At 72.4% G+C, this 26856-nt stretch carries 21 protein-coding genes and 1 tRNA gene; 7 read left to right on the forward strand and 15 right to left on the reverse strand.

Annotated features, from left to right (window positions below):
* Positions 1-1219: DUF8176 domain-containing protein (locus tag ON36_RS32585; RefSeq protein ID WP_052313676.1), on the forward strand; the 1219-nt coding region annotated here is incomplete at its 5' end.
* 90 nt (positions 1220-1309) lie between these two features.
* Positions 1310-2491, forward strand: a complete 1182-nt coding sequence (locus ON36_RS05240; protein WP_043648316.1) for an aminotransferase-like domain-containing protein — start codon at positions 1310-1312, stop codon at positions 2489-2491.
* Here ON36_RS05240 and glpK read toward each other — a convergent pair.
* Positions 2476-3972 carry a glycerol kinase GlpK gene (gene glpK, locus ON36_RS05245; protein ID WP_043648319.1) on the reverse strand — a complete coding sequence of 499 codons (1497 nt, stop codon included), beginning with the start codon at positions 3970-3972 and terminating at the stop codon, positions 2476-2478. The genes ON36_RS05240 and glpK overlap by 16 nt on opposite strands.
* Before the next feature lie 173 nt (positions 3973-4145).
* On the opposite strand from glpK, the gene glpD reads away from it, so the two are divergent.
* Entirely contained in the window at positions 4146-5939 is a 1794-nt protein-coding gene (gene glpD / locus ON36_RS05250) for a glycerol-3-phosphate dehydrogenase (protein WP_083884923.1), read from the forward strand.
* Between the two features lie 16 nt (positions 5940-5955).
* On the opposite strand, the gene ON36_RS05255 is transcribed toward glpD, so the two are convergent.
* From ON36_RS05255 to ON36_RS05270, 4 genes are read right to left on the reverse strand one after another with little or no spacing between them, the layout of a single operon-like run.
* Complete coding sequence (locus tag ON36_RS05255; protein ID WP_043648325.1) at positions 5956-6795, reverse strand: MBL fold metallo-hydrolase; 840 nt, start codon at positions 6793-6795, stop codon at positions 5956-5958.
* The gene (locus ON36_RS05260; RefSeq protein ID WP_043648327.1) at positions 6795-7358 is read right to left on the reverse strand and encodes a TetR/AcrR family transcriptional regulator; all 564 of its coding nucleotides are present in this window, start codon (positions 7356-7358) and stop codon (positions 6795-6797) included. The genes ON36_RS05255 and ON36_RS05260 overlap by 1 nt, the downstream gene beginning before the upstream one ends.
* Before the next feature lie 33 nt (positions 7359-7391).
* The gene (locus ON36_RS05265) at positions 7392-8177 is read right to left on the reverse strand and encodes an Fpg/Nei family DNA glycosylase (RefSeq protein WP_043648330.1); all 786 of its coding nucleotides are present in this window, start codon (positions 8175-8177) and stop codon (positions 7392-7394) included.
* Positions 8177-12898 (reverse strand): ATP-dependent helicase, encoded by a 4722-nt coding sequence (locus ON36_RS05270; RefSeq protein WP_043648469.1) that lies wholly within the window; start codon positions 12896-12898, stop codon positions 8177-8179. The genes ON36_RS05265 and ON36_RS05270 overlap by 1 nt, the downstream gene beginning before the upstream one ends.
* A gap of 112 nt (positions 12899-13010) precedes the next feature.
* Here ON36_RS05270 and ON36_RS05275 point away from each other — a divergent pair, with 112 nt between their 5' ends.
* The gene (locus ON36_RS05275) at positions 13011-13556 is read left to right on the forward strand and encodes a histidine phosphatase family protein (RefSeq protein ID WP_043648472.1); all 546 of its coding nucleotides are present in this window, start codon (positions 13011-13013) and stop codon (positions 13554-13556) included.
* Between the two features lie 59 nt (positions 13557-13615).
* Here ON36_RS05275 and ON36_RS05280 read toward each other — a convergent pair.
* Positions 13616-13692 (reverse strand) — tRNA-Met (locus tag ON36_RS05280).
* Positions 13693-13745: 53 nt separating this feature from the next.
* A complete protein-coding gene (gene amaB / locus ON36_RS05285) occupies positions 13746-15275 on the reverse strand; it encodes an L-piperidine-6-carboxylate dehydrogenase (RefSeq protein ID WP_043648333.1) in 1530 nt (509 codons plus the stop codon).
* Positions 15276-15386: 111 nt separating this feature from the next.
* On the opposite strand from amaB, the gene ON36_RS05290 reads away from it, so the two are divergent.
* Complete coding sequence (locus ON36_RS05290) at positions 15387-15842, forward strand: Lrp/AsnC family transcriptional regulator (RefSeq protein ID WP_043648336.1); 456 nt, start codon at positions 15387-15389, stop codon at positions 15840-15842.
* Between the two features lie 77 nt (positions 15843-15919).
* Positions 15920-17254 carry an L-lysine 6-transaminase gene (gene lat / locus ON36_RS05295; RefSeq protein ID WP_043648340.1) on the forward strand — a complete coding sequence of 445 codons (1335 nt, stop codon included), beginning with the start codon at positions 15920-15922 and terminating at the stop codon, positions 17252-17254.
* 15 nt (positions 17255-17269) lie between these two features.
* Here lat and ON36_RS05300 read toward each other — a convergent pair whose 3' ends face one another.
* From ON36_RS05300 to ON36_RS05320, 5 genes are all read right to left on the reverse strand, one after another.
* Positions 17270-17614, reverse strand: coding sequence for a hypothetical protein (locus ON36_RS05300; RefSeq protein ID WP_043648343.1), 345 nt, complete (start codon positions 17612-17614; stop codon positions 17270-17272).
* A 22-nt stretch (positions 17615-17636) separates the two neighbouring features.
* Positions 17637-19001: a hypothetical protein gene (locus ON36_RS05305; protein ID WP_052313678.1), complete on the reverse strand. Its 1365-nt coding sequence runs from the start codon at positions 18999-19001 to the stop codon at positions 17637-17639.
* Positions 19002-19105: 104 nt separating this feature from the next.
* The gene (locus ON36_RS05310; protein ID WP_083884925.1) at positions 19106-20074 is read right to left on the reverse strand and encodes a patatin-like phospholipase family protein; all 969 of its coding nucleotides are present in this window, start codon (positions 20072-20074) and stop codon (positions 19106-19108) included.
* A 138-nt stretch (positions 20075-20212) separates the two neighbouring features.
* The gene (locus ON36_RS05315) at positions 20213-22018 is read right to left on the reverse strand and encodes an acetyl/propionyl/methylcrotonyl-CoA carboxylase subunit alpha (RefSeq protein WP_043648346.1); all 1806 of its coding nucleotides are present in this window, start codon (positions 22016-22018) and stop codon (positions 20213-20215) included.
* A gap of 180 nt (positions 22019-22198) precedes the next feature.
* Positions 22199-23104, reverse strand: a complete 906-nt coding sequence (locus ON36_RS05320; protein ID WP_043648349.1) for a sulfurtransferase — start codon at positions 23102-23104, stop codon at positions 22199-22201.
* 181 nt (positions 23105-23285) lie between these two features.
* Here ON36_RS05320 and ON36_RS05325 point away from each other — a divergent pair, with 181 nt between their 5' ends.
* Complete coding sequence (locus ON36_RS05325) at positions 23286-24050, forward strand: helix-turn-helix transcriptional regulator (protein ID WP_043648352.1); 765 nt, start codon at positions 23286-23288, stop codon at positions 24048-24050.
* On the opposite strand, the gene ON36_RS05330 is transcribed toward ON36_RS05325, so the two are convergent.
* The 3 genes from ON36_RS05330 to ON36_RS05340 form a co-directional block, all read right to left on the reverse strand.
* Positions 23976-24638 (reverse strand): Maf family protein, encoded by a 663-nt coding sequence (locus ON36_RS05330; RefSeq protein WP_245557914.1) that lies wholly within the window; start codon positions 24636-24638, stop codon positions 23976-23978. The genes ON36_RS05325 and ON36_RS05330 overlap by 75 nt on opposite strands.
* 5 nt (positions 24639-24643) lie before the next feature.
* Positions 24644-24964: an acyl-CoA carboxylase epsilon subunit gene (locus tag ON36_RS05335; protein ID WP_306306898.1), complete on the reverse strand. Its 321-nt coding sequence runs from the start codon at positions 24962-24964 to the stop codon at positions 24644-24646.
* Between the two features lie 172 nt (positions 24965-25136).
* Positions 25137-26777, reverse strand: coding sequence for an acyl-CoA carboxylase subunit beta (locus ON36_RS05340; protein ID WP_043648356.1), 1641 nt, complete (start codon positions 26775-26777; stop codon positions 25137-25139).
* Positions 26778-26856: the final 79 nt, after the last annotated feature.

The raw sequence follows: 26856 nt of genomic DNA on the forward strand, positions 1-26856 counted from the left end.
GCCCTTCGGCGCCGCCACCCCGCCCCCGGCCGATCCTCCCGCCGCTCAGGCGCCGAACACGGGCGTCACGCCCAACGGCGGCGCGACCCCGTCGGCGTCTGCCTCGCCGTTCGGTGCCGCGACTCCGTCAAGGGCTCCCTCGCCGTTCGGTGAGGCGACCCCGCCCCCGGTTGGCCCGCCCGCCGACCAGGCGCCGTCGGCAGCCGCCTCCCCGTTCGGTGGCGCGACGCCGCCGCCCGCGGGTCCGTTCGGCGCCCCGACCCCGGAGCCCGGCCCGTTCGGCGCCCCGCCGCCGATCTCCGAGGCGACCACGCGTTTCGGCACGAGCCCGGGGCTGCCGGTGGCGGGCGCCCGGCCCGGCACCGATCCGGGTCGGCCCCTGACGGGCCCGGCCGCGTTCGGCGCGCCGACCCGCCCGCGCACCGGCGAGCAGCCCTTCGGCGGCCCGGCCGACGGCGCCGATGCCACCGAGGTGATCCGGCGCGAGTCCGCCGGCCGTGCGGTCGCCCCCGACGCGGCGAAAACCTCCGGCGCGCAGCGGGTTCCGTCCGACGCCGACGATGATCAGCCGTGGTGGAGCAAGCCCGACGACGACGGCCTGATTCCCAAGCCGCCCGCCGAGCCCGGCCTGTCGTGGGCCGACGATCCGATCGCGCGGCGGCTCGCCCCGGCGACGCCCGCTGCCCCGCAGCGTCCCGAGCGGCCCGATCAGCAGCGGCTGTACTGGATCATCGGCGGCGCGGCCGCGGCCGTGCTGCTGGTGATCGGCCTCGTCGTGACCATCGGCTTCGTGAAGCGCGGCGGTGAGGAGGGGCCGACCTCGCCGCCGATCGCGGCGACGACGTCGGCGACGGACTGCAAGCCGGTCTCCGAGCAGGGCGTCACGGTGGGTAACGGTCCCGGCGACACCACCAGCGGCGCCCGTGCGATCCTCGGCTTCCAGTACGCCTTCTATCACGATCGTTCCGGTCCGAAGGTGCGCGAGTTCGTGGCGCCGGACGCCGAGATCAACGGCGCCGAGGTGATCCAGCAGGCGATCGACACCCAGGTGCCGCAGGGGACCACGCACTGCGTGCGGATCCGCCAGACCGACAACGCCCGCTTCGACGTGCAGCTGACCGAGTTCGCCCCGGGCGGCCGCAAGCAGCTGTACCGGCAGGAGATCCTCACCACCAACCGCGACGGGAAATGGCTGATCGTGTCGGTGACGCCGCGCTAGCTTCTCAACATATGGGACAGGAATTTCATATTCCGGTATGAGATATGGGATCGTAGGATGACTTCGCATCGAGTCGTCCCGGAGGTCCCCATGTCGTCGCTCCACGCACCCCTGGCAGGCAAGCTCGCCGGACTGCAGAGTTCGGCGATTCGTGACCTGCTGAAACTCACCGCGCGGGCCGAGGTGATCAGCCTCGCGGGCGGGTTGCCCGACGCCGCCCTCATGCCGCGCGAACGCATCGCCGAGGCGGCCGCCGCCGCGCTGGCCGACCGCGGGGTGCTGCAGTACACCGAGTCGCCGGGCTGGTCCCCGCTGCGCGAGGTGCTGGCCGCGCGCGAGTCGGCCCGCATCGGCCGCGACGTGCCGGTCGGCGAGGTGTTCGTGACGCACGGCTCCCAGCAGGCGCTGTCCCTGCTCGGCGAGGTGCTGCTGGACCCGGGCGCGCTGGTGGTCGTCGAGGACCCGGCCTACGTCGGCGCGCTGCAGGTCTTCCGTGCGGCGGGCGCCCGGATCCGGGCCGTCCCGCTCGACGACGAGGGCCTGCGACTCGACCTGCTCGAGGAACTGCTGGCGGCGGGCGAACGGCCCGCGCTCGTGCACACGGTGAGCAACTTCCACAATCCGGGCGGGGTCACCATGAGCCCGGCCCGCCGCGCGCGGCTGGCGGAACTGGCCGACCGGCACGGTTTCTGGGTGATCGAGGACGACCCCTACGGCGAACTGTGGTTCGACGCGCCCGCCCCCGCGCCGGTGGCCGCGCACTCGCCCAGGATCATCCGGCTCTCCAGCGTGTCCAAGATCCTCGCGCCCACCCTGCGCGTCGGCTGGATGACCGCGCCCGACGAGGTCTGCCGCGCGGTGGAACTCCTCAAGCAGGGTGCCGACCTGTGCGGATCGGCGCTGACCCAGCAGATCGCCACCGAGCTGCTCGCCGACGGCAACTGGCTGGCCGCGCACGTGGAGGGCGTGCGCGGCGCCTACGCGACCCGGGCCAAGGCCCTGGTCGGCGCCGTACGGGAGACCTTCGGCGACCGGCTGCGGGTCACCGACGCGACCGGCGGCATGTTCGTCTGGGGCACGTTCACCGACGGCACCGACACGACCGCCCTGCTCACCGCGGCCCTGGCGGCGGGCGTCGCCTACGTCCCCGGATCGGCCTTCGCGGTCGAGGGCGGGCACGAGTCCGCCATGCGGCTGTGCTTCACCACCTCCGACGAACAGACCCTGCGCACCGCCGTGGCCCGGCTGGCCGCGGCTCACACCCAGTCGTAGGTGCGGGCCACCGCCTTGTCCCATTCGGCCAGCAGGTGGGCGCGCCGCGGCGCCGGCATGTCCGGGTGCCAGGTGCGCTCGGCCGACCAGTTGGCCCGGATGTCGTCGGTGCTCTCCCAGTAGCCGACGGCCAGCCCCGCCGCGTAGGCGGCGCCCAGCGCGGTGGTCTCGCTGACCACGGGCCGGACCACCGGCACGTCGAGCACGTCGGCCTGGAACTGCATGAGCAGCGCGTTGGCCGTCATACCGCCGTCGACCTTCAGGGTGGTCAGCGACAGGTCCAGGTTCTGCGCGGCGGCGTCGGCGCGCATGGCCTCGACGACCTCCCTGGTCTGGAACGCCGTGGATTCCAGTGCCGCCCTGGCCAGATGGGCCTTGGTGACGAAGCGGGTGAGCCCGGCGATGACGCCGCGGGCGTCGGGCCGCCAGCGCGGCGCGAACAGGCCGGAGAAGGCGGGCACGAAGTACGCGCCGCCGTTGTCGTCGACGCTGCGCGCGAGCGGCTCGACCTCGGCGGTGGAGCCGATGATGCCGAGGTTGTCGCGCAGCCACTGCACCAGCGAACCGGTGACCGCGATGGAGCCCTCCAGCGCGTACACCGCGGGGCGGTCGCCGAGCCGGTAGCAGGCCGTGGTGAGCAGCCCGTGCTTGCTGAACACCGGCGTCTCCCCGGTGTTGAGCAGCATGAAATTACCGGTGCCGTAGGTGTTCTTGGCCTCGCCGGGGGACAGGCAGGCCTGTCCGAAGGTGGCGGCCTGCTGATCGCCGAGGATGCCCGCGACCGGGGCGCCGGCGAACGGGCCCGAGGTGATCTCGGCGTACACCTCCGAGGAGCTGCGGATCCGCGGCAGCAGCGACATCGGGATCCGGAAGTCGGCGCAGATCTCCGGATCCCATTGCAGCGTCCGCAGATCCATGAGCATGGTGCGCGAGGCGTTGGTGACGTCGGTGCAGTGGACGCCGGTGAGGTTCCACAGCACCCAGGAGTCGACGGTGCCGAAGCACAGGTCGCCCGCCTCGGCGCGGGCCCGCGCCCCCTCGACGTTGTCGAGGATCCAGCGCAGTTTGGGTCCGGCGAAGTAGGTCGACAGCGGCAGGCCGGTGCGTTCGGCGTAGCGGCCCGGCCCCTGGGTTCCCGCCAGCTCGGCGCACAGGGCGTCGGTGCGGGTGTCCTGCCAGACGATCGCGTTGTAGACCGGCTCGCCGGTGTGCCGGTCCCAGACGACCGTCGTCTCGCGCTGGTTGGTGATGCCGATGGCCGCCAGCTCGCCCGCCGAGATCCCGCCGTTGCCCAGCGCCGCGCCGAGCACGAACTCGGTGTTGCGCCACAGGGTCCGGGGATCGTGTTCGACCCAGCCCGGCCGGGGGAAGATCTGTTCGTGCTCGCGCTGGGCGGTGCCGACGATGCGGCCCTGCCGGTCGAAGACGATGCACCTGCTCGAGGTGGTTCCCTGATCGATGGCGGCCACGAAGCGACGCATCTGTGCAGGCTACTAGAGCCCCGTCCGGGCGCGGCGCGGATCACGACGACACGGGTGCCGCGCGCGGACCGCCGGGCGGGACCGGGGTCTAGCGTGTACGGCAGCGGCGCCGGACGGAGGCAGGGCCGGTGCCCGCAGTGTCCGAGGAGATGACCCGGCGCCGAGGAGTCGAGATGGCCCACCCAGCGGATTCCCCCTTCCTCCGATCCGGCGAACTCGTCGCCGGACGGTCCGCCCGCGACCGTCTCGGCCCCGGCGTGCTGGGACCGGCCGCTCGGGACGCGGCCTGGGAACGGCTCGGCAAGGACCGGTTCGACGTGCTCGTCGTCGGCGGCGGCGTGGTCGGCGCCGGCATCGCGCTGGACGCGGCGACCCGGGGGCTGTCGGTCGCGCTGGTCGAGGCGCGGGACCTGGCCTCGGGGACCTCGAGCCGGTCGTCGAAGATGTTCCACGGCGGCCTGCGCTATCTCGAGCAGCTCGAGTTCGGGCTGGTCCGCGAGGCGCTGAGGGAGCGGGAGCTGGCGCTGTCGACACTGGCACCGCACCTGGTGAAGCCGCTGCGCTTCCTCTACCCGCTGACCCGGCGCGGCTGGGAGCGCCCGTACGTGGCCTCGGGCCTGCTGCTCTACGACACCATGGGCGGCGCGAGATCGGTTCCGGGACAGCGTCATCTGACCCGGCACGGCGCCCTGCGGCTGGCGCCGGGCCTGCGCAGGAACTCCCTGGTCGGCGGCGTCACCTACTACGACACCGTCGTCGACGACGCCCGGCACACGCTCACCGTCGCGCGCACCGCCGCGCACTACGGCGCGGTCATCCGGACCTCGACCCAGGTGGTCGGCTTCCTGCGCGAGGCCGACCGGGTGGTCGGCGCGCGACTGCGGGACACCGAGGACGGGCGGACCGGCGAGGCGCGCGCCGACGTGGTCGTCAACGCGACCGGCGTATGGACGGGGGAGGTGCAGGGCCTGTCGCATCAGCGCGGCCGGTTCCAGGTGCGCGCGTCCAAGGGCGTGCACATCGTGGTGCCGCGCGACCGGATCGTCAGCGACGCCGCGATCATCCTGCGCACCGCGACGTCGGTGCTGTTCGTCATCCCGTGGGGTTCGCACTGGATCATCGGCACCACCGACACCGACTGGAACCTCGACCTCGCCCACCCGGCGGCCACGAAGGCCGACATCGACTACCTGCTCGACCGGGTCAACCAGGTGCTGGTCACCCCGCTCACCCACGACGACATCCACGGCGTCTACGCGGGCCTGCGCCCGCTGCTGGCGGGGGAGAGTGACGAGACCTCCAAGCTGTCGCGCGAGCACGCGGTCGCCCGGGTCGCGCCCGGCCTGGTCAGCATCGCGGGCGGTAAGTACACCACCTACCGGGTGATGGCCGCCGACGCGGTGGACGAGGCGGCCGCCGACATCCCGGCGCGGGTCTCCCCGTCGATCACCGAGAAGGTGCCGCTGCTGGGCGCCGACGGGTACTACGCGCTGGTCAACCAGACCGTGCAGCTCGCCGAGCATTACGGGCTGCACCCGTACCGGATCACCCACCTGCTCGACCGCTACGGCTCGCTCGTCGACGAGGTGCTCGCCCTGGCCGAGGGCAGGCCCGAACTGCTGCAGCCGATCACCGACGCCCCGTCCTATCTGCAGGTCGAGGCGGTGTACGCGGCCGCGGCCGAGGGCGCGCTGCACCTCGACGACATCCTGGCCCGGCGCACCCGTGTCTCGATCGAGTACGCCCATCGCGGGGCGAACTGCGCCGAGCAGGTGGCCCGGCTGGTCGCGCCCGTGCTGGGCTGGGACGACGCGGACATCGACCGCGAGGTGCGGATCTACCAGGCGCGGGTCACCGCCGAGGTCCGCTCGCAGACCCAGCCCGACGACGCCTCGGCCGACGCGCTGCGGGTCGCGGCGCCGGAGCCGCGCCCGCAGCTGCTCGAGCCGGTCCCGCAGGACCGCTGAGGATCGGCCCGCGCGGCTAGGACGCCACGGACTGCCGCTGCAGCGCGCGCAGTTCGGCGGCGTTGTGCGCGCAGAACACCGTCACCGTGTCCGCCCGGTCGCGGGCGAGTTCGGCCAGGCGGCGCTGGTTCTCCCGCCGCGGCCCGCCCACCGTCTCCACCATGCGCTCGAACAGGGCGTTCAGCGGCGGCTGGTGCGGGTGATCGAGGTCGAGGCTGCCGGGATGGAAGTAGGCGTCGCCCGCGGCGAACCGCCATCCGTCGCCGGTGTCGAGGGCGACTCCCGCGTGGCCCCTGGTGTGCCCGGCCAGCGGGACGAGCAGCAGTTCCGCCGGGAGGCCGCGCAGTTCGCGCACCGCGTCGAAACCGAACCACGGCTCGCCGAGGTCGTCGTAGGTCTCCCAGCGCGGGCCGTGCGCGAATTGCGCGGCGCGGTAACGGAACTGCTCGCGCGGGCCGTGATGTCCCTCCAGGGCGCGCAGTTCCTCGCCGTAGACGTGCACCCGGGCGTCGGGGAAGTCGGCGAGCCCGCCCGCGTGATCGAGGTCCAGGTGGGTGACCAGGATGTCGCTGACATCGGTGCGCCGGAAGCCGAGCGCCTCGATCCGGCGGGCGATGGTCAGCTCGGGGTCGAGGACCGGCCGGGTCATCCGCAGGAACTGCGCGCCCAGCCACTCGCCCGGCCGGACGGTGGCCTGTTCGCCGATTCCGGTCTCGATGAGGACGAGCCGGTCGCCGAGTTCGACCAGGACGCAGTGGCAGACGAGCTCGGCCCGGCGCAGCAGGCCGCCCGCGCCGTCGAGCAGGGTGCCGCCGAACGGGCGCAGGGTGCCGCCGTCGAGGTGGTGGATACGCATCAGGACAACTCCGATTCCAGCAGGGTGCGCAGGTGGGTGGCCACCGTGCGCAGCGGGGCGAGGTCGCGCTGGGTGCGGGCCAGCAGCAGCCCGCCTTCGATCAGGGCCAGCGCGACGGTGGCGAGGTGGTCGGCGCGTCCGGCGGGGATGCCCTCGGCGCGCAGGTGGTCTCCGATGGCCCCGCGCCACGACTCGAAGCCGCCGGCGCACGCGGCGCGGATGGCGTCGCTCTCGCCGCCCGCGTCGAGCGCGATGGTGGCGATGGGGCAGCCGCGCGTGTAGCCGGAGTCGGCGAGGACCGCGCCGAGGGCCTCGAACAGGCCGTCGAAGCCGGCCGTGTCGAGGGCGGCGGCCAGCAGTTCGCGCAGCTGCTCGCCGGACTGGGCGAGTGCCTCGGCGGCGAGCTGTTCCTTGCCGCCGGGGAAGTGGAAGTAGAACGAGCCCTTGGGCGCGCCGCCCGCGCTGACCAGCTGGTTCAGCCCGGTGGCGTGGTAGCCCTGGGTGTGGAAGAGGTCGGCGGCGGCGTCGAGGAACCGCTGCCGGGTATCCGTGCGTGGGGTCACACCACGTACGGTACGCCAACTATGACGACTGGTCTAGTTATCGCCGTCCGGGTCCGGCTGGCAGCGCGGGCAGAAGTAGATGCCCCGCTCGTGCCGGGTCACCGAGTCCCCCGGGTCGTCCTCGCCGAGCAGGGCCGAGCGCAGCGCCGTCCCGCAGCGGGGGCAGGGGCGGCGGGCGCGGCCGTAGACCAGGGCCCGCCACGGCGGATCGTGGGCGGCCTTGTGCAGCACCCGGTGGGACTCGTCCACCAGCGCGGGCAGATCCGGAATGGTCCCCGCCGGGGTCGCGGGGTGCACGCGGCGCAGGAAACAGATCTCGCTGCGGTAGATGTTGCCGATCCCCGCCAGCACCCGCTGGTCGAGCAGCGCGAGACCGATCGGGCGGCGCGGATACCGCTCGATGCGGCGCAGGGCCTCCTCGGCGTCCCAGTTCGGGCCGAGCAGATCGGGTCCGAGATGGTCGGTCACGGTGTGTTCGTCGGCGCGGCGCAGCAGCTCCAGGGTGCCGAGGGAGAAGCCGACGGCCTCCAGCTCGTCGGTGGCCAGCACCACCCGCGCCGTCACCCGCGGCTTGGTCCAGCGCTGGCCGCAGTGGAAGACGCGCCACGCGCCCTCCATCTTCAGGTGCGAGTGGATGCTGAACTTCTCGGTGCGGATGAACAGGTGCTTGCCGTAGCTGCCCACCTCGGTCACCGGCTCGCCGGACAGGTCGACCGTCGCGAACCGGGGCACCCGGAAATCGCTGCGGGTCAGGGTCTTTCCCGCCAAGGCGGCGCGCAGCCGTTCGGCCGTCCGGAACACGGTGTCACCCTCGGGCATCAGACCTGCCTGCGCAGCCGCAGACCGCGCGGGGTGGCCGCGAAGCCCGCCTCGGTCAGGAAACCGGCGAAGGTGTTGCCGTGCACGGATTCCCCGTTCACCTTGTCGATCACCAGCGACTCCACCTTTCGCCCCGTGACCAGCCCGGCCAGCGCCGCCGCGGCCGCCCGGCGGGCGTCGGGATCCTCGGTGAAGGTCAGCAGGGTCTTGCCGCCGCGCTCGAGGTAGAGCACCAGCTCGCCGTCGACGAGAACCACCAGCGCGCCCGCCTTCCGGCCCGGCCGGTGCCCGCTGTCGGTGTCGCCCTTGGGCCACGGCAGCGCCGCGCCGAACGGATTGGCCGGATCGCAGGCCGCCAGCGCGAGCGCCCGTGACTCCCGCCGCCGGTCGCTGTCGAAGCCGCGCAGCCGGTCGACGGTGTCGGTGGTGGCGAACTGGGCACCACCCAGGGTGTCCACGAAATAGCCGCGCCTGCACCGGCCCCGGTCCTCGAACTCGGTGAGCACCCGGTACATGAGCGCGAAGCCGCCGGGCACGCCCTCGCTCTGCACCGGCCCGCGGGTGAGGACGCCGTAGCGCTCGAGCAGCTGGTCGGCGGTGGCGTGCGCGCGCACGGTGTTGTCGAGGACGCGGTCGGGCAGCAGCGACCAGCGCCCGGCCAGGGTGGGCGGGCCGGACCGCGTCGGCATCGCGGGCCGGGGCAGGTACGCGCGGCCACGGGGTGCGCGGCGCGGCGTGCGGTGCGCCGTCGTGCTGCGGGTGGTCCCCGACAGCAGGGCACGGACCGGGGCGAAGGTGTCCCCGCTGACGTATCCGGCCCACACCAGCTGCCACAGGGCCTCGCCGACCGCCTTGTCGTCGAGCAGTCCGGTGCTGTCGGCCAGCTGCCGGAAGAAGAACGCGCCGCCGCCGTGCAGCACCGGCGGAAGCCGTTGCCCGCCGGGGTCGTCCGGGCGCGGCTCGATCCGCGCGCCGAGGGCGGCCAGGATGCTCAGCTGCGTCTCGGTGGTGTCGAGGTCGTCGGGCGGGGGCAGGGTGAACGCGGCCTGCTCGGCGACGTGCAGCGCGATCCAGCCGTCGCGGGCGGTGATCGCGCCGTGGCCCGACCACAGCACCTCGCCGGTGGCCATCAGTTCGTCGAGCATGGCGGGCGTGTAGTCGGCGACCCGGGCGGGCAGGATCAGCGACTCCCACGCCGAGGCGGGAACCGGGACGCCCGCGAGCTGTTCCACCACCGTGGCGACGCCGTCCACCCCGCGCAGCGTGCCGGTGCCCACGTGCTGCCAGTCCGGCAGGAAGCGGGCGAAGGCCCCGGTGGAGACCGGCTCCACCTCGTGGCGGGCCGCGGCGAGCGAGCGCCTGCGCAGTCGGCGCAGCACCTGCGCGTCGCACCACTCCGAGCCCGCCGTCGCCGGCGTGAATTCCCCCTCCACCACGCGCTTCTCGGCCGCGAGCCGGTGCAGCGCGGCGGCGGCGACGGCGGGCCCGAGGCCGAAGCGCTCGGCCACCGCCGCCGTGGTGAACGGCGCGTGGGTGCGGGCGTAGCGGCCGACCAGGTCACCGAGGGGATCGGGGACCGGCTCGATGAAGGCGGTCGGCACGCCGATGGGCAGCGGTACACCCAGCGCGTCCCGCAGGCGCGCGGCGTCCTCCACGGCGGTCCACCAGGTGCGGCCCGCGAAGGTGACCGCCAGCGCGCGCCGGGCGGAACGCAGGGTGTCGAACCAGGATTCGGCCGCGGCGAGGGCGGGGTGGTCGGTCGCTTCCTGCTCCTGGGGCGAGCCGGGGTCGCACCGGGCCGCCGCCTCCTCGGGCGTGAGGGGGCCGAGCAGGCGCAGCAGATCGGCCAGACCCTCGGCGTCGCGGGCGCGGCGTTCCGGGGTCAGGCGCTGGAGCTCGCGCTGGGTGAGGTCGAGGACGGCGGGGTCGAGGAGCTCGCGGAGTTCGACCCGGCCGAGCAGCTCGGCGAGCAGGCTCGAGTCGAGGGCGAGCGCGGCCGCGCGGCGCTCGGCGAGGGGGCTGTCGCCGTCGTAGAGGAACTGGCCGATGTAGGAGAACAGCAGGGCGCCGGCGAACGGGGACGGGGTGGCGGTCTCGACCTCGACGAGGCGGACGCGCCTGCTCGCGACCTTCGCCAGCAGCTCGTGCAGCGACGGCAGGTCGTAGACGTCGCGCAGGCACTCGCGCACCGTCTCCAGCAGGATCGGGAAGTCGGGGAACTTGCGCGCCACGTCCAGCAGCTGGGCCGAGCGCTGCCGCTGCTGCCACAGCGGGGCGCGACGGCCCGGATCCCGGCGCGGCAGCAGCAGGGCGCGCGCCGCGCATTCGCGGAACCGGGAGGCGAACAGCGCCGAGCCGCCGACCTCCTCGGTCACGATGTCGTCGATCTCGTCGGGCTCGAAGACGAACAGCTCGGCGCCCGGCGGTTCGTCGGTGGTGTCGGGCAGCCGCACCACGATGCCGTCGTCGGACGCGGTCGGGGCGGCGTCCACCCCGAACCGCTCCTGCAGCCGCGCGCCGACCGCCAGCGCCCACGGCGCGTGCACGGGCATGCCGTACGGCGAGTGCAGCACCAGCCGCCAGTCGCCGAGCTCGTCGCGGAAGCGCTCGACGACCAGCGTCCGGTCGGTGGGCAGCTGGCCGGTGGCGGTGCGCTGTTCCTCCAGCAGCGCCCCGAGATTCGCGACCGCGTTCTGATCGAGACCGATCGCGCGCACCAGACCGCGGATCTCCCGCAGGGGGGCGCTGTCGTCGCCCCCGGACCCCGGCCGGTCGTCGCCGGAGGGTGTCGCGTCGTCGCGGTGGGGGCCGTCCGGCCGCGCGGGCTCGCCGGGCGCCGACCCGGTCTCGCGCACCAGCGTCGACCATCCGTCCTCGCCGACCCGGCCCGCCGTGCGCACGAATTCGCCGAGGGCGGCGCCGAGTTCGGCCGGGCGGCCCAGGCTGTCGCCGTGCCAGAACGGCAGCCTGCCCGGCAGGCCGAAGGCGGGGGTGACCAGCACCCGGTCGAAGGTGATCTCCTCGATGCGCCAGCTGGTCGCGCCCAGGGCGAACACGTCGCCGACCCGGGACTCGTAGACCATCTCCTCATCGAGTTCGCCCACCCGCGAGGCCTTCTCGCCCACCATGTACACCGCGAACATGCCCCGGTCGGGGATGGCGCCGCCGGAGGTGACGGCCAGGCGCTGGGCGCCGGGGCGGCCGGTGAGCGTCCCGGCGTCCCGGTCCCAGACCAGCCGGGGCCGCAGCTCGGCGAACTCGTCGCTGGGGTAGCGGCCGGAGAGCAGGTCGAGCACCGACTCGTAGGCCGAGCGCGGCAGCGTCGCGTAGTTGCCGGTGGCGCGGACGGTGTCGAACCAGGCGTCGACGTCGATGGTCTCGAGCGCGCAGGCCGCCACGGTCTGCTGGGCCAGGATGTCGAGCGGGTGCGACGGCATCTGCATCCGCTCGATCTCGCCGTCGAGCATCCGCCGGGCGGCCACCGCGCAGTGCACGACGTCGGTGCGGTGCTTGGGGAACAGCACCCCGCGCGAGATCTCCCCGACCTGGTGCCCCGCCCGGCCGACCCGCTGCAGGCCGCTCGCGACGGAGGTGGGCGCCTCCACCTGGACGACCAGGTCGACCGCGCCCATGTCGATGCCCAGCTCCAGGCTGCTGGTGGCCACCACGCAGCGCAGCCGGCCGGACTTGAGATCGTCCTCGATGAGCGCGCGCTGCTCCTTGCTGACCGACCCGTGATGGGCACGGGCCAGCAGGGGGTTCGCGCCGTGGATCACCTCGGTGGACGGGCCGAGCTGGGCGGGTGGCGCGTGCTCGGTCTCGACCGGCGTGCCGAGCCGGGCCGCGTAGGCCTCGTTGAGCCGGGCGGTGAGCCGCTCGGCGAGGCGGCGCGAATTGGCGAACACGATCGAGGAGCGGTGTTCCAGGACCAGGTCGACGATGGCCTCGTCGACGTGCGGCCAGATCGACCCCGGCTGCTCGGACTCCCCGGGATCGGTCATGTCGGCGACCGGCACCCGCACCGACAGGTCGAAGGTCTTGGGGGAGGGCGGGGCCACGATGGTGATCGGGGCCGCGCCGACCAGGAACCGGCCCATCTCCTCGGGCGGGCGCACCGTGGCCGAGAGGCCGATGCGCTGGGCGGGACGCGCGGTGAGGCCGTCGAGCCGGGCCAGCGACAGCGCCAGGTGCGCACCACGCTTGGTGCCCGCGATGGCGTGCACCTCGTCGACGATGACCGTGCCGACCTCGGCGAGGGTCTCGCGGGCCGCCGAGGTCAGCAGCAGGAACAGCGACTCGGGGGTGGTGATGAGGATGTCGGGGGGCGTGCGCTGCATGGCGCGGCGCTCGCCCGCCGGTGTGTCGCCGGAACGGACGCCCACGGTGATCTCCGGCGGGTCCAGTCCCAGCCGTTTCGCGGTCTGGGTGACCCCGACCAGCGGCGCGCGCAGGTTGCGCTCGACGTCCACCGCCAGCGCCTTGAGGGGGGAGATGTAGAGCACCGAGGTGCCGCGGCGCTCGCCCGCGGCCGCCGGCGGCCGCTGCGCCAGCCCGTCGATGGCCCACAGGAACGCCGACAGCGTCTTGCCCGACCCCGTCGGCGCGATGACCAGGGTGTGCTCCCCGCCCGCGATGGCCGCCCACGCGCCGAGCTGGGCCGACGTCGGCGCGGGGAACGCGCCGTCGAACCACTGCCTGGTCGCTGGGGAGAACCGGTCCATGGGGTTCAGTGTGCACCGCCGCACCGACAGATCCCCGCAGTCGCGCGGTGTCGCGCCCGTGATCGGCGGATGCCGGTCGCCGCCCTGTTCGCGCACCGTATGCTTGCCGTTCGTGCGATCGGTGCTCAGAGTTGATCTCATCGGCCATGGCCTGACGGCGGCGATGCGCGGCGCGCGGTTCCCCGTCGACGAGGAACTGGACGCGTCCGCCCGGACCGGGCAATCGGACTACCTTCCCCCCGCCGACGCCCGCGTCGTGCTGGGCCCCGAGTTACGTGTGGCCCAGACCGCGGCGCGGTTCGGGCTCTCCGGCGACACCGACGACCGGCTGCGCGACCTCGACGCCGGTTCGTGGCGGGGGGCCGAGATGGGCGGGCTGGCCCAGGACCAGCTCTTCGCCTGGCTGACCGACCCCGACTTCCGGGGCCACGGCGGCGAATCGGTGACCGAGGTGATCGAGCGCACCCGCTACTGGCTGGCCGAGGTCGCCGCGGCGGGCAGCGACACCGTCGCGGTCACCCATCCGGCCGTCGTGCGCAGCGCGGTCGTCGTCGCCCTGGACGCGCCCCCCACCGCGTTCTGGCGGATCGATGTGGCCCCGGCGAGTGTGACGCGCCTGCACTTCCGCGGGCAGTGGACCCTGCGCCTGACCGCCTGACCGCCTGACCGCCTGAACGACGAAGGCCCGGAATGCGTGTGCATTCCGGGCCTCGATCGTGGTAGCGGGAACAGGATTTGAACCTGCGACCTCTGGGTTATGAGCCCAGCGAGCTACCGAGCTGCTCCATCCCGCGTCGTGATTCCTACTGTACACGCATCCGGGCGCGGGACGTAAATCGCCTGGTCATCAGCCGAAATGGATGCCCTGGGCGAGCGGCAGGCCGGTCGAGTAGTTGATCGTGTTCGTGGCCCGGCGCATGTAGGTCTTCCACGAGTCCGAGCCGGACTCGCGGCCGCCGCCGGTGTGCTTCTCCCCGCCGAACGCGCCGCCGATCTCCGCGCCGGAGGTGCCGATGTTGACATTCGCGATGCCGCAATCGGATCCGTCGGCGGCGAGGAAGCGTTCGGCCTCGCGCTGGTCGAGGGTGAAGATCGCCGACGAGAGGCCCTGGGGCACCGCGTTGTTGAGGCCGATGGCCTCGTCGATGGTGTCGTAGGTGAGGACGTACAGGATCGGCGCGAAGGTCTCCTCGCGGACGAGCTCGGTCTGGGCGGGCATGCGCACGATCGCCGGGCGCACGTAGTACGCGCCGGGGCCGACGAGCTCGACGCGCTCACCGCCGCAGACGATCTCGCCGCTCTCGGCGCGCGCCCGCGCCAGCGCCTCCTGCATGGCGTCGAAGGCGCGCCCGTCGATGAGCGGCCCGACCAGCACGCCCTCGTCGAGCGGGTTGCCGACGCGCAACTGGTCGTAGGCGGCGCGCAACCGCTCGACCAGGCCGTCGGCGACGCTGTGGTGGACGATCAGCCTGCGCAGGCTCGTGCAGCGCTGCCCGGCCGTCCCGGCGGCCGCGAAGACGATGCCGCGCACGGCCAGATCCAGGTCCGCGCTCGGGGTGACGATCGCGGCGTTGTTGCCGCCGAGCTCGAGCAGGCAGCGCCCGAACCGCGCCGCGACGCGCGGGGCGACCGCCGCGCCCATCCGCACCGAGCCGGTCGCGCTGACCAGCGCGACCCGGCGGTCGTCCACCAGCGCCGCGCCCGCCTCGGCCCCGCCGGTGACGAGCTGGTGCACCTCGGGGTCGGCGCCCACCTCGGCCGCCGCCCGGCGCAGCAACGTGTGACAGGCCAGCGCGGTGAGTGGGGTCGTCTCCGAGGGCTTCCACACCACCGTGTCCCCGCACACGAGCGCGATCGCGGTGTTCCACGCCCAGACCGCGACGGGGAAGTTGAACGCCGAGATCACCCCGACCACCCCCAGCGGGTGCCAGGTCTCCATCAGCCGGTGTCCCGGCCGTTCGGACGGCATGGTCAGGCCGTAGAGCTGGCGGGAAAGGCCGACGGCGAACTCGCACACGTCGATCATCTCCTGCACCTCGCCGACCGCCTCGGCGCCGATCTTGCCGGCCTCCAGGGTGACCAGTTCGGCGAGCTCGTCGCGGTGGGTCACCAGCAGCGCGGCCAGCCGGCGCACGACCGCGGCCCGCACGGGCGCCGGGACTGTGCGCCAGGCGCGAAAGGCGCTGTCGGCGCGGGCGATCGCCGCGGCCACATCCTGCGGGCCGTCGGCGGGCACCCGGGCGAGGACGCCGCCCGACACCGGGGTCCGCACGGTCAGCGCGCCCTCCGTGGGCAGGTCGGCGCCCAGCCCGTGCAGCAGCGCCCGCGCCCGCAGCGACAGCTGTTCGGTGAAGTGGTCGGTCACGGTCTGTGTCATGCCTGCTCACCTTCTGCGTTGGTATCGCGCACTAAAAAGGTCCGGAAAGTCGGTGCGGGAACAGAAAGAAGTTTTCGCCACGAGGCTTCGCGCCTTGGTTAGGCTCGCGCAATGGCTTCGGATACCCCGGCGAGGGCGCAACTCGACGACATCGATCGACTACTGATCCGGGAACTGATGGCCGACGGCCGGGCCACCCTGTCGAACCTCGCCGAGAAGGCCAGCTTGTCGGTGTCCGCGGTGCAGTCGCGGGTGCGGCGGCTCGAGGCGCGTGGTGTGATCCGCGGGTACGCGGCACAGGTCGACGCGGAAGCGCTCGGTCATCTGCTCTCGGCATTCGTCGCGATCACCCCTCTCGACCCGTCGCAACCCGATGACGCGCCCGCCCTGCTGCAGCACATCCCGGCCATCGAGGCCTGCCACTCGGTGGCGGGGGAGGAGAGCTACGTGCTGCTGGTCCGGGTCGGGTCGCCGCGGGAGCTCGAGCAGCTGCTCCAGGAGATCAGGGCGACCGCCAACGTGCGGACCCGCAGCACCATCATCCTGCAGACATTCTACGATAAGTAACGGTCGAGATAACGATTCCTCGAAATATCTCCGGAGCCTCGTAGTGGTTTCGTAAATATTTGCGTACCCTCGGGGGCGTGACCATCGAACTGGAGCGCCCCGGCGCGGCGGTCACCCCCGCCAACCGGGTACACGAGATCCTGTCCGCCCACCTGCTCGCCGACGGGTTCGAGCTGGTGCTCGACCTGCACAAATCGCACGGACGCACGCTCGTCGACGAACGCGACGGCACCGCCTACCTCGACATGTTCGGTTTCTTCGCCTCCAACGCGCTCGGGATGAACCACCCCGCGCTGGCCGACGACGCGGACTTCCGCGCCGAACTGGCCACCGCCGCGCTGAACAAGCCGAGCAACTCCGACATCTACACCGTCGAGATGGCGCGCTTCGTCGAGACCTTCGCCCGCGTCCTCGGCGATCCCCGGCTCCCGCACCTGTTCTTCATCGACGGGGGCGCGCTGGCGGTCGAGAACGCGCTCAAGGTCGCCTTCGACTGGAAGAGCAGGCACAACGAGGCGCACGGCCGCTCCCGCGACCTGGGGACCCGCGTCCTGCACCTGACCGGCGCGTTCCACGGGCGCAGCGGCTACACGCTCTCGCTCACCAACACCGACCCGGTCAAGACCGACCGCTTCCCGAAGTTCGGCTGGCCGCGCATCGACACCCCCTACCTCCGCGCGGGCGCCGACATGGCCGCGCTGGAGGCCCGCGCCCTCGACCAGGCCCGCGCCGCCTTCGAGCGGTACCCGCACGACATCGCCTGCTTCATCGCCGAACCCGTCCAGGGCGAGGGCGGCGACCGGCACCTGCGCCCGCAGTTCCTCGGCGCGATGCAGCGGCTCTGCCGCGAGCACGACGCGCTCTTCGTCCTCGACGAGGTACAGACCGGCGCCGGGATGACCGGCACCACCTGGGCGTACCAGCAGCTCGGCCTCGAGCCGGACGTGGTCGCCTTCGGCAAGAAGACCCAGGTCTGCGGGATCATGGCAGGCGGGCGGGTGGACGAGGTGCCCGACAACGTCTTCCACGTCGGGTCCCGGCTCAACTCGACCTGGGGCGGCAACCTCACCGACATGGTCCGCACCCGCCGCATCCTCGAGGTGATCGAGGCCGACCGGCTCATCGAGCGCTCCCGCGCGCTGGGGGCCTATCTGCTCGACCAGCTGCACCAGCTCGCCGCCGCCTACCCCGCGCTGGTGTCCGAGCCGCGCGGACGCGGGCTCATGTGCGCGATCACCCTGGAATCCGCGGGGCTGCGCGACGCCGTCGTCGCCGAGCTGCGGGTGCGCAAGCACGTGCTGCTGCTGGGGACCGGCGAGCGCGGGATCCGGTTCCGGCCGCCGCTGACGGTCACCGAGGCCGAACTCGGCCGCGCCGTCGACGCGCTGGACGAGGTACTCGGCGGGCTGTAGCGGCCCGCGAGGGCGTCACGGGCCGACGGGCTCCAGGCCGAGCGCGCCCGCCACGAACCGGTGCACCGAGGCCAGGCCCGCGGCCAGCGCCTCGTCCTCGCCCGGCCGGGCCCAGCCGGTGACGGCGGCGGTGCCGTCGGCGCGCGGGGTCACGCCGATCTCGGCGACCAGTTCCGCGGTGGTCGGCACGCAGACCGCCCAGGAGAAGTGGGACTCGTCGGCCCATTGCGCGGCGCGGTCGGCGACGTAGTCCGGGTCGGTGACCCCGCCCGCGGCCAGCGCGGGCCGGTCGTCGATCCGCTCGTCGGCGCGCAGGGCGCGCAGATACCACGATCCGGCGTTGATCTCGATCGGTTCCACGCCCGGAGCTTAACCGGCCCGCCTAGCGGTAGTAGGGCGTGGCCTGCACCCAGTGGAACCCGCGGGAGACCACCGGGAAGCGCGCGAGATCCACCCGGTCGAGGCGCATGCGCACCGGACGTCCGGCCAGCGTGCCCTCCAGCAGCAGCCGGTCCGGTTCCGGGCGGACGTAGGCGAGAGTCGCCAGCGGCCACCGGTGCTCGGTGTCGCGGGACAGGGTGATCGTGCCCCGGTCGGTGTCCACCCGCGCGGGAAAGGACACCAGGGAATCGTCGAGCCGCTGCGCGGTCATCCCCTGGGGGATGTCGAAGATGACGCGGCGGAAGCGCTGCGCCGGCGTCGGCATCGCGGAATCGTCGCGGCCCCCGCCGAAGACGACGACCGCCGGGACGGCCTCGCCCGCGACGGAGTACTCGGTGACGTCCCAGATGCCGTAGAGCGGAGACCGGGGCCGCGCGCTGCCGTAGGTGTGCCAGCCGTCGTAGGCCTCGACGGTCGTCGCGCACAGGATCCACGCGCCGAGCAGCACCTGCCCGACCAGCAGCACACGGGCGCCGCGCCGGGTCCTCGTCGCGGGCGCCGGGTCGCGAACCGGCACCGCCCGGCCGAGCAGGGCACGCACGACGCGCGCGATGTCGGGGGCGGCCAGCACGGCCGCGAACAGCAGCACCTGGAACGCGAACAGCTTCACCGGCACGTCGAAGGCGAGGTTGACCAGCAGGACCTGCAGCGCGACGATCACCGCGAGCACGGCGCCGATCCCGGAGGTCAGCGGCAGGATCAGCAGCACCGCCGCGGTCACCTCGGCCGCGCCGAGGGCGATCTCGTACGGCTCGGAGAGCGCGGAGTGCGCCCACAGCACCGCCATCGGGCTCATGTCGCCGTACGGCTGCACCAGCCGTTCGAGGTTGAACGACATCTGCGTCGGCAGTACCTTGATCATCCCGTACAGCATCAGCGCGCTGACCAGCGCGAAACGCAGCAGCAGCCGGAACCACGCCAGCAGGCGCGCGTAATGCGGGCGCCCGCGGTCGAGGGCCGACCAGACCGCGGTCACCGGGACGGCGAGCGCGAGCAGGGTGAAGGCGGCCACCCACTTGGCGGCGGTGTCCCCGCTGGCGGTCGCGGCGTAGTCGACCCGGACGTCGAACACGGTCCGGCCGACCCAATCCGAGAGCGGATGCAGCGCGGTCCATTTCGCGATCTCGTCCACCGTCGCCCGCGGCACGCCGACCGTGCGGAGCAGGGCGTGCAGCAGCCACACGCCCGCCGTGCCGAGGCCGACGACGAACCCGAAGCGGAAGGCGACGCGTGCCCCCGGATGCCAGCGCGGCCCCGGTTCGGTCTCGGCGGCGGCCGGCTCGCGCACCAGTACCTCTGTGGTCACCCATCACCCCTACGCTCGAACGGTCGTGCGGGGGAAACGCTAAGGCGGCCTGCGGAACCGGGGAATCCGGCAAAAACTCTGCCCCGACAATCGGGGTGGCCGCGTCAGGCCGGTCGCGGCGGGGCGCCCAGGATCGAATGGACCGCGAGGCGGCCGATGTCGAGCGCGCGGGTGAGCAGATCGGTGTCGCGGGCGGCGCTGTCGATCGGCGGCGCGTCCGCGGGCGGGTGCACCTGCATGACCCGGTCGCCCAGACCGGCCAGGAAGGTGTCCTCGAGCGCCTGCTGACCCGGCCGCTGCGACCACGCCCGGAACGCGCCGGGCGCGATGGCGCGCATGTAGCCGCCGCCGACGACGCGGTGCAGCAGCGGCGCGGGCGGGCGGATCTCGTCCGAGCGCCGGGTCCGCAGCACCAGGGCGTGGGTGGTGCCCGCGGCGACGGCCGTGCGGATCGGGACGGTCTCGGCCAGGCCGCCGTCGAAGTAGCTGCGGCCGGCGAGCTCCACCGGCGGGCCGGCCAGCAGCGGCAGGCCCGCCGAGGCGCGCAGCGCGGTCATCAGCGTCGCCTTGTCGACGATGTAGGGCCCCAGGTCGACCGGCTCGCCGGTGCGCACATCGGTCGCGATCGGGTGGAAGGAGGTGGTGTTGGCCAGGATCGCTGGGAAATCCATCGGCTCGATCCCGTCGTACACGTGGTGCACGAGATAGCGCAGGTCGAAGACCGGGCGGCCGCGCAGGATGCGGACCGGGTCGACCACCCGCCGCATGATCGTGGTGTCGGTCCAGGACCGCATGCCCGAGGCGGCCCGGCCGCACAGCAGCCACGCGCCGTTGATCGCGCCCGCGGACGTGCCGTAGACGGCGTCGAAGATCGCGGCGAGGCCGAGTTCCTCCAGCGCCTGCACCATGCCGCTGGAGTACACGCCGCGGCTGCCACCGCCCTCGATCACCAGCGCCAGCCGATGGCCGTCGCGGCGGTGCCCGGACCGGCGGCGATTCGCGATCACCTCGGCGACCGGCACCGACTCCGGCGAGACCGACCCGTTCTGATCGCTGAGCGCACTGCTGGTCACCCGACCCACGATACGACAGGCGCGCCGGGTCGGGGCAGGTCGGAGGGCTGATCTTCGCCGCCTGTTCACCCGCGCGGGGGCCCGGACGAGAGCGGGCGCCGGTCGGATCCCGACCGGCGCCCGCTCCTCGGACAGCTGTTACTTGATCTCCGCCAGGACGGTGCCCTGGGTGATGGCCGCGCCCGCCTCCACGGCGAGCCCGGTGACCACGCCGGACTTGTGCGCGTTGACCGGGTTCTCCATCTTCATGGCCTCGAGCACCACGATCAGGTCGCCCGCCTCGACGGTCTGGCCCTCTTCGACGGCGACCTTCACCACGGTGCCCTGCATGGGCGCGGTGACGGCGTCACCGGAGGCCGCACCGGCGCCCGCGCCGCCACGCTTGCGCGGCTTCGGCTTCTTGCGGATGACGCCGCCGTTGCCCGCGGCCGCGGCGCCGCCACCGCCGAGGCTGAACTGACCCGGCAGCGAGACCTCGACCCGGCGGCCGCCGACCTCGACCACGACCTTCTGACGCGGCAGGTCCTCGTCCTCGTCGTCGGCGGGGGCACCGGCGCCGGCGTACGGCTCGACGGTGTTGACCCACTCGGTCTCGATCCACTTGGTGTAGACGTCGAACTTCTCGCCGTCACCGATGAAGGCCGGGTCCTCGACGATCGCGCGGTGGAACGGGATGACCGTCGCCAGGCCGTCGACCTCGTACTCGGCCAGCGCGCGGCGGGCGCGCTGCAGCGCCTGGTCGCGGTTCTCGCCGGTGACGATCAGCTTGGCCAGCATCGAGTCGAACTGCCCGCCGATGACGCTGCCCTGCACGACGCCGGAGTCGACGCGCACACCCGGGCCGGTGGGCTCGCGGTAGACGGCGACCGGGCCGGGTGCGGGCAGGAAGCCGCGCCCGGCGTCCTCGCCGTTGATGCGGAACTCGAAGGAGTGGCCGCGCGGGGTGGGGTCCTCCTTGATGGAGAGCTCCTCACCGTTGGCGATGGCGAACTGCTGGCGCACCAGGTCGATGCCCGCGGTCTCCTCGGTGACCGGGTGCTCGACCTGCAGGCGGGTGTTGACCTCGAGGAAGGACACGGTCTCGCCCTGCACCAGGTACTCCACGGTGCCGGCGCCGTAGTAGCCCGCCTCGCGGCAGATGCGCTTGGCCGAGTCGTGGATCTTGGCCCGGACCTCGTCGGACAGGAACGGCGCGGGCGCCTCCTCGACGAGCTTCTGGAAGCGGCGCTGCAGCGAGCAGTCGCGGGTGCCCGCGACGACCACGTTGCCGTGCTGGTCGGCGATGACCTGGGCCTCGACGTGGCGGGCCTTGTCCAGGTACTGCTCGACGAAGCACTCGCCGCGGCCGAAGGCGGCGACGGCCTCGCGGGTCGCCGACTCGAACAGCTCGGGGATCTCCTCGATGGTGTGGGCGACCTTCATGCCGCGGCCACCGCCACCGAAGGCGGCCTTGATGGCCACCGGGACGCCGTACTCCTTGGCGAACGCGACGACCTCGTCGGCGTTCTTGACCGGGTCCTTGGTGCCCGCGGCCATCGGCGCGTTCGCGCGCTCGGCGATGTGGCGCGCGGTGACCTTGTCGCCCAGGTCGCGGATGGACTGCGGCGAGGGGCCGATCCAGATCAGCCCGGCGTCGATGACGGCCTGGGCGAAGTCGGCGTTCTCGGAGAGGAAGCCGTAACCCGGGTGGATCGCGTCGGCACCGGACTTGGCGGCGGCGTCGAGGATCTTGTCGAACACGAGGTACGACTCGGCGGAGGTCTGGCCGCCGAGGGCGAAGGCCTCGTCGGCGAGCTTGACGAACGGCGCGTCGGCATCGGGCTCGGCGTACACCGCGACGCTGGCGAGTCCGGCGTCCTTGGCCGCCCGGATCACGCGGACTGCGATCTCGCCGCGGTTAGCTACGAGTACCTTCGTGATCCGCGCGCTGGCATGGCTGGGCACTGAGCCTCCTGTGTGCAATCTTCATCGGTCGCTTCCCGAGGGGGACGCTGCGCCCGGTCTCGACAAACTTTCGTCTCGGGGGAGTGTAGGCAGTCTGCCAACACCGCTCGAACTCGGCTAGCCCTACTTGTCAGTAGGTCGCAGGTCACACTAACAGCCGCCCTGTGACGGGGGTCTTTTTCAGGCGTTTGCGGGTGCGACTCCCGGTTCACTTCCCACCGCAATGGGCAATCGCACGGAATTCCCCCACTCGATCCAGGAACCGTCGTAGTTCCGCACCCCGTCGCGGCCGAGCAGATAGGTCAGCACGAACCAGGTGTGGCTCGACCGTTCCCCGCCGCGGCTGTAGACCACGGCCTCCGGGCCCAGCCCGTCGTAGAGCGCGTCGAGCTCGGCGCGGGAACGGAAGCGCCCGTCGGCGCCGCAGGCCGCGGTCCAGGGGATGTTCACGGCGGTCGGCACGTGGCCGCCGCGCACCGTGCGGAATTCCTGACCGGCCCCGGACGCCCCGGCCGCCCCGAACGCCTCCGCCTCCCCGGAGTACTCCTGGGGCGCGCGCACGTCGACCAGCGGCGCGCCCAGCCTGCCGAGCAGCTCGTCGCGGAAGATCCGCGCGGTGTAGTCGTCGCGGGTGACCTCGGGATAGTCGCTCCCGGCGGTCACCGGCTGATCGAAGGTGGTGTCGCGTTCCTCGGAGATCCACGCGTCGCGGCCGCCGTCGAGCAGGCGCACGTCCTGATGGCCGAACAGACCGAAGATCCAGGCGGTGTGGGCGGCTTGGACATTGCCCCGGTCGCCGTAGATCACTACCGTGTCTTCCCGACCGATTCCTTTGGTTCGCATCAACTGCGTGAACCGGGCGCCGTCGAGGTAATCGCGGGTGACCGGGTCGCTCAGATCGCCGCGCCAATCGATCTTGACCGCGCCGGGGACGTGGCCGATGTCGTAGAGCAGGATGTCGTCGTTGGACTCGACGATCTTCAAACCGGGCGCACCGATGTTTGCCGACAGCCATTCTGTGGTTACCAATCGGTGCGGGCACGCATAGGAACCGAAGGCGGAGTGTGGATCCGGAGCAACGGGCACGGTGTGTTCCTCGGGTAGTCGGTGGGTCGGGTCGGCGATCGGCGGTCCGTGCGCGATGGTATGTGTGTGTGGGAACGAAGGGCCCGGTGGCGTAGACCCTCGTTTCACATCACAAATCGACGCAATGGCCGAATAAAGCGCACAAACGTCCGATAAAGTCTCCGGAGAGGAGGGGTGAGTCATGTCCGATTCTTGGCCGCGGCGGCGACTGCTCGCGATCCTACGCGGCGCCACCGAGCCCCTCGATGCCCAAGAACTGGCGCGCATCACCGGACAGCATGTCACGACGGTGCGATTCCACCTCGACGTGCTCACCCGGGAGTCGCTCGTCCGCCAGTTCCAGCAACCGCCGCGCGGCCGCGGCAGGCCCCGCATCGGCTACCGGGCGGTACAGCGTTCGGTCGGCTATCAGGAACTCGCCCAGGTGCTCGCCGACCAGCTCGGCCCCGACCCGGTCACCCGCTCGGCCGCCGCGGTCGCGGCGGGCCGCGCCTGGGGCGCGCGCATGGACGTGGGCGGTCGGCCCATCGAGACCCTCGCCGACGCGCGCGACATCACCATGTCGCTGATGTCGGAACTGGGCTTCGCGCCCGAGAAGGACGGCACCCCCGAGACCCCGGAGCACGTGCAGATCCGGCTCACCGCCTGCCCGCTGCGCGAGCTCGCCCGCTCGCACGCGGAAGTGGTGTGCGGGGTGCACATGGGCCTGATGCGCGAGGTCCTCGAACGCAACGGCGCGCAGGGGCGGGTCGAGGTGTACCTGCACCCGTTCACCGAACCCGAGCTGTGCACCGCCCGGCTCGAACTGACGATGAATCCGGCCGCCCCGCAGATCGGGTCCGACACCTCGGCCGAACAGCCGGTGGTGCCGTCAGGCCCGCGAGTGCCGCCACAGCTGCGCAACGCCGACACCGACGTCTTCGAGCAGCCTGCGCAGCAGCGGTAGGCCGATCCCGATCACGCTCGACGGGTCGCCGTCGATGCGGTCGACGAACCAGCCGCCGAGGCCGTCGAGGGTGAACGCGCCCGCGACCTGCAACGGTTCCCCGGAGGCGATGTAGGCGTCGAGTTCGGCCTCGCCGGGCGAGGCGAAATGGACTGTCGTGCTGCTGCAGTCGACCGCCTCGGCGGTCACCACGCCGTCGCGCAGCCGCAGCACGCAGTGCCCGGTCATCAGGTCGGCGCTGCGGCCTGCCATCGACTTCCAGCGCGTGCGGGCGACCTCGGGCGTGTGCGGCTTGCCCTGGAGCTGCCCGTCGACGAGCAGCATGGAATCGCAGCCGACCACGACGGTGTCGGCGCCGAGATCGGTGACGGTCGCGGCGACCGCCGCGGCCTTGGCCCTGGCCAGGGCCACGACCACGTCGGCGGGCGCGGTGTCGGCGGGCAGCGCCGCCTGGACCGCGTCCTCGTCGACGTCGGAGACCCGGACGACCGGATCGATGCCCGCCGAACGCAGGACCTCACGCCGGGCCGGCGAGGCCGAACCGAGCACGAAGACGATGCGGCCGGCGGGCGCGCTGGTGTCGGTCACCCGCGTCAGCGCAGGTGCGACAGCAGCGGATACGCGTAGGGCGAGAACGGCGATGTGCCGCGGTGCAGCAGGGTCGGCACGCCCCACGAGTCGCGCGGGCCACCGGCGGGGGCCGCGCCCGCGCCCGAGGACGCTGCCGCGAACACCGCGACCAGCGCCGCGATCTCCTCGTCGGAGGGGTTGCCCTTCACGATGCGGAACGCCGGCTGCGCGCCGGTCGCGTCCACCACGTCCGCGACCGCGGTCGCCGCCTGGTCGACCTCGTCGACGATCGGATCGACGGCGAGCTCCAGCTCGGCGGCGGTCAACACATCTTCTTCTGCCACGGTGGTCACAGTGCCAGGTCCTTCCTGCCTCGCCCGGGAGGTCTACCCCGGGCGACGGCTGTGGTACTCGATGTCACAGCACGGTTGACGCGATCATTCCCGGTGGGGACGCATCGATCAACCGTTGTGCCGTGACAACCAGTGTGCGCGCCCCACCGGGGTTATCGCATTTTCAGAGCGGAATGTTGCCGTGTTTCTTCGGCGGGAGGGTCACCATCTTGCGCTCGAGCAGACGCAGCGCCGCCACGATCTGGCCGCGGGTGTGCGACGGCGGGATGACCGCGTCGACGTAGCCACGCTCGGCCGCCACGTAGGGGTTGACGAGGGTGTCCTCGTACTCGTTCTGCAGCTCGAGGCGCAGGGCGTCGACGTCGGCGCCCTCCTTGGCGGCGTCAGCCAGCTGTTTGCGGTAGACGAAACCGACGGCGCCCGAGGCACCCATGACGGCGATCTGCGCGGTCGGCCACGCGAGGTTCACGTCGGCGCCCATGTGCTTGGAACCCATGACGTCGTAGGCGCCGCCGTAGGCCTTGCGGGTGATGATGGTGATCTTGCCCACAGTGGCCTCGCCGTAGGCGTAGAGCAGCTTCGCGCCGCGGCGGATGATGCCGTTGTATTCCTGGCCGGTGCCCGGCAGGAAGCCCGGCACGTCGACCAGGGTGATGATCGGGATGTTGAAGGCGTCGCAGGTGCGCACGAAGCGCGCGGCCTTCTCCGAGGCGTCGATGTCGAGGCAGCCGGCGAACTGGGTCGGCTGGTTGGCGACGATGCCGACGCTGCGGCCGTCCACCCGGCCGAAGCCGACGATGATGTTCATCGCGCGCTCGGCCTGGACCTCGAGGAACTCGTCGTCGTCGAGCAGCCGGGTGATGACCTCGTGCATGTCGTACGGCTGGTTCGGCGAGTCCGGGATGATCGAGTCGAGCTCGAGGTCCTCGTCGGTCAGCGATTCCTCGATGGAGCCGGTGATCGGGTCCGAGGGCTCGGTGCGCGGGGCCTCGGCGCGGTTGTTGCTCGGCAGGTAGCTCAGCAGGTCCTTGACGTAGTCGAGGGCGTCCTGCTCGCCGGAGGCGACATAGTGGGCCACGCCCGACTTGGTCATGTGGGTGTGCGCGCCGCCGAGGTCCTCCATGGTGACCTCTTCGCCGGTGACGGTCTTGATGACGTCGGGTCCGGTGACGAACATCTGCGAGGTCTGGTCGACCATGACGACGAAGTCGGTGAGCGCGGGGGAGTAGACGTGGCCGCCTGCGGCCGGGCCCATGATCAGCGAGATCTGCGGGATCACGCCGGACGCCTGCACGTTGCGGTGGAAGATTTCGCCGTAGAGGCCGAGGGAGACGACGCCCTCCTGGATGCGCGCGCCCGCGCCCTCGTTGATGCCGACGAGCGGGCGGCCGGTGCGTAGCGCCAGATCCATGACCTTGACGATCTTCTCGCCGTAGACCTCGCCGAGCGAGCCGCCGAAGACGGTGACGTCCTGGGAGAAGATGCAGACGTCGCGGCCGTCGATGGTGCCGTAGCCCGTGACGACGCCGTCGCCGAGCGGCCGGTTGTTCTCCAGGCCGAAGTTGACGCTGCGGTGCCGGGCCAGCGCGTCGAGCTCGACGAACGAGCCCTCGTCGAGCAGGGCGAGGATGCGCTCGCGGGCGGTCATCTTGCCCTTGGCGTGCACCTTGTCGACCGCGGCCTCACCCATCGGGTGCTGCGCCTCTTCCAGCCGATTCCGCAGATCAGCCAGCTTCCCGGCGGTGGTGTGGATGTCGGGGGAACCCGCGGATTCCGATGCGGGCTGCTGCTGGACACTCGTCATGGGTTGCGAGTGTAACGAGTGCCACCTGCCCGCACTACGGCAGTCTCGCCTACCGGTCAGTAGAAAACCGCAGCTCGTG

Source organism: Nocardia thailandica NBRC 100428 (assembly GCF_000308795.1).
In the GTDB taxonomy this organism is placed as follows: Bacteria; Actinomycetota; Actinomycetes; order Mycobacteriales; family Mycobacteriaceae; genus Nocardia; species Nocardia thailandica.

What these genes read in the sequence shown, in the direction of transcription:
- ON36_RS05240 (WP_043648316.1), top strand. Translation starts at nt 1,310, where the DNA reads ATGTCGTCGCTCCACGCACCCCTGGCAGGCAAGCTCGCCGGACTGCAG.
- glpK (WP_043648319.1), bottom strand. Translation starts at nt 3,972, where the DNA reads ATGCGTCGCTTCGTGGCCGCCATCGATCAGGGAACCACCTCGAGCAGG.
- glpD (WP_083884923.1), top strand. Translation starts at nt 4,146, where the DNA reads ATGGCCCACCCAGCGGATTCCCCCTTCCTCCGATCCGGCGAACTCGTC.
- ON36_RS05255 (WP_043648325.1), bottom strand. Translation starts at nt 6,795, where the DNA reads ATGCGTATCCACCACCTCGACGGCGGCACCCTGCGCCCGTTCGGCGGC.
- ON36_RS05265 (WP_043648330.1), bottom strand. Translation starts at nt 8,177, where the DNA reads ATGCCCGAGGGTGACACCGTGTTCCGGACGGCCGAACGGCTGCGCGCC.
- ON36_RS05270 (WP_043648469.1), bottom strand. Translation starts at nt 12,898, where the DNA reads ATGGACCGGTTCTCCCCAGCGACCAGGCAGTGGTTCGACGGCGCGTTC.
- amaB (WP_043648333.1), bottom strand. Translation starts at nt 15,275, where the DNA reads ATGACACAGACCGTGACCGACCACTTCACCGAACAGCTGTCGCTGCGG.
- ON36_RS05290 (WP_043648336.1), top strand. Translation starts at nt 15,387, where the DNA reads ATGGCTTCGGATACCCCGGCGAGGGCGCAACTCGACGACATCGATCGA.
- ON36_RS05325 (WP_043648352.1), top strand. Translation starts at nt 23,286, where the DNA reads ATGTCCGATTCTTGGCCGCGGCGGCGACTGCTCGCGATCCTACGCGGC.
- ON36_RS05340 (WP_043648356.1), bottom strand. Translation starts at nt 26,777, where the DNA reads ATGACGAGTGTCCAGCAGCAGCCCGCATCGGAATCCGCGGGTTCCCCC.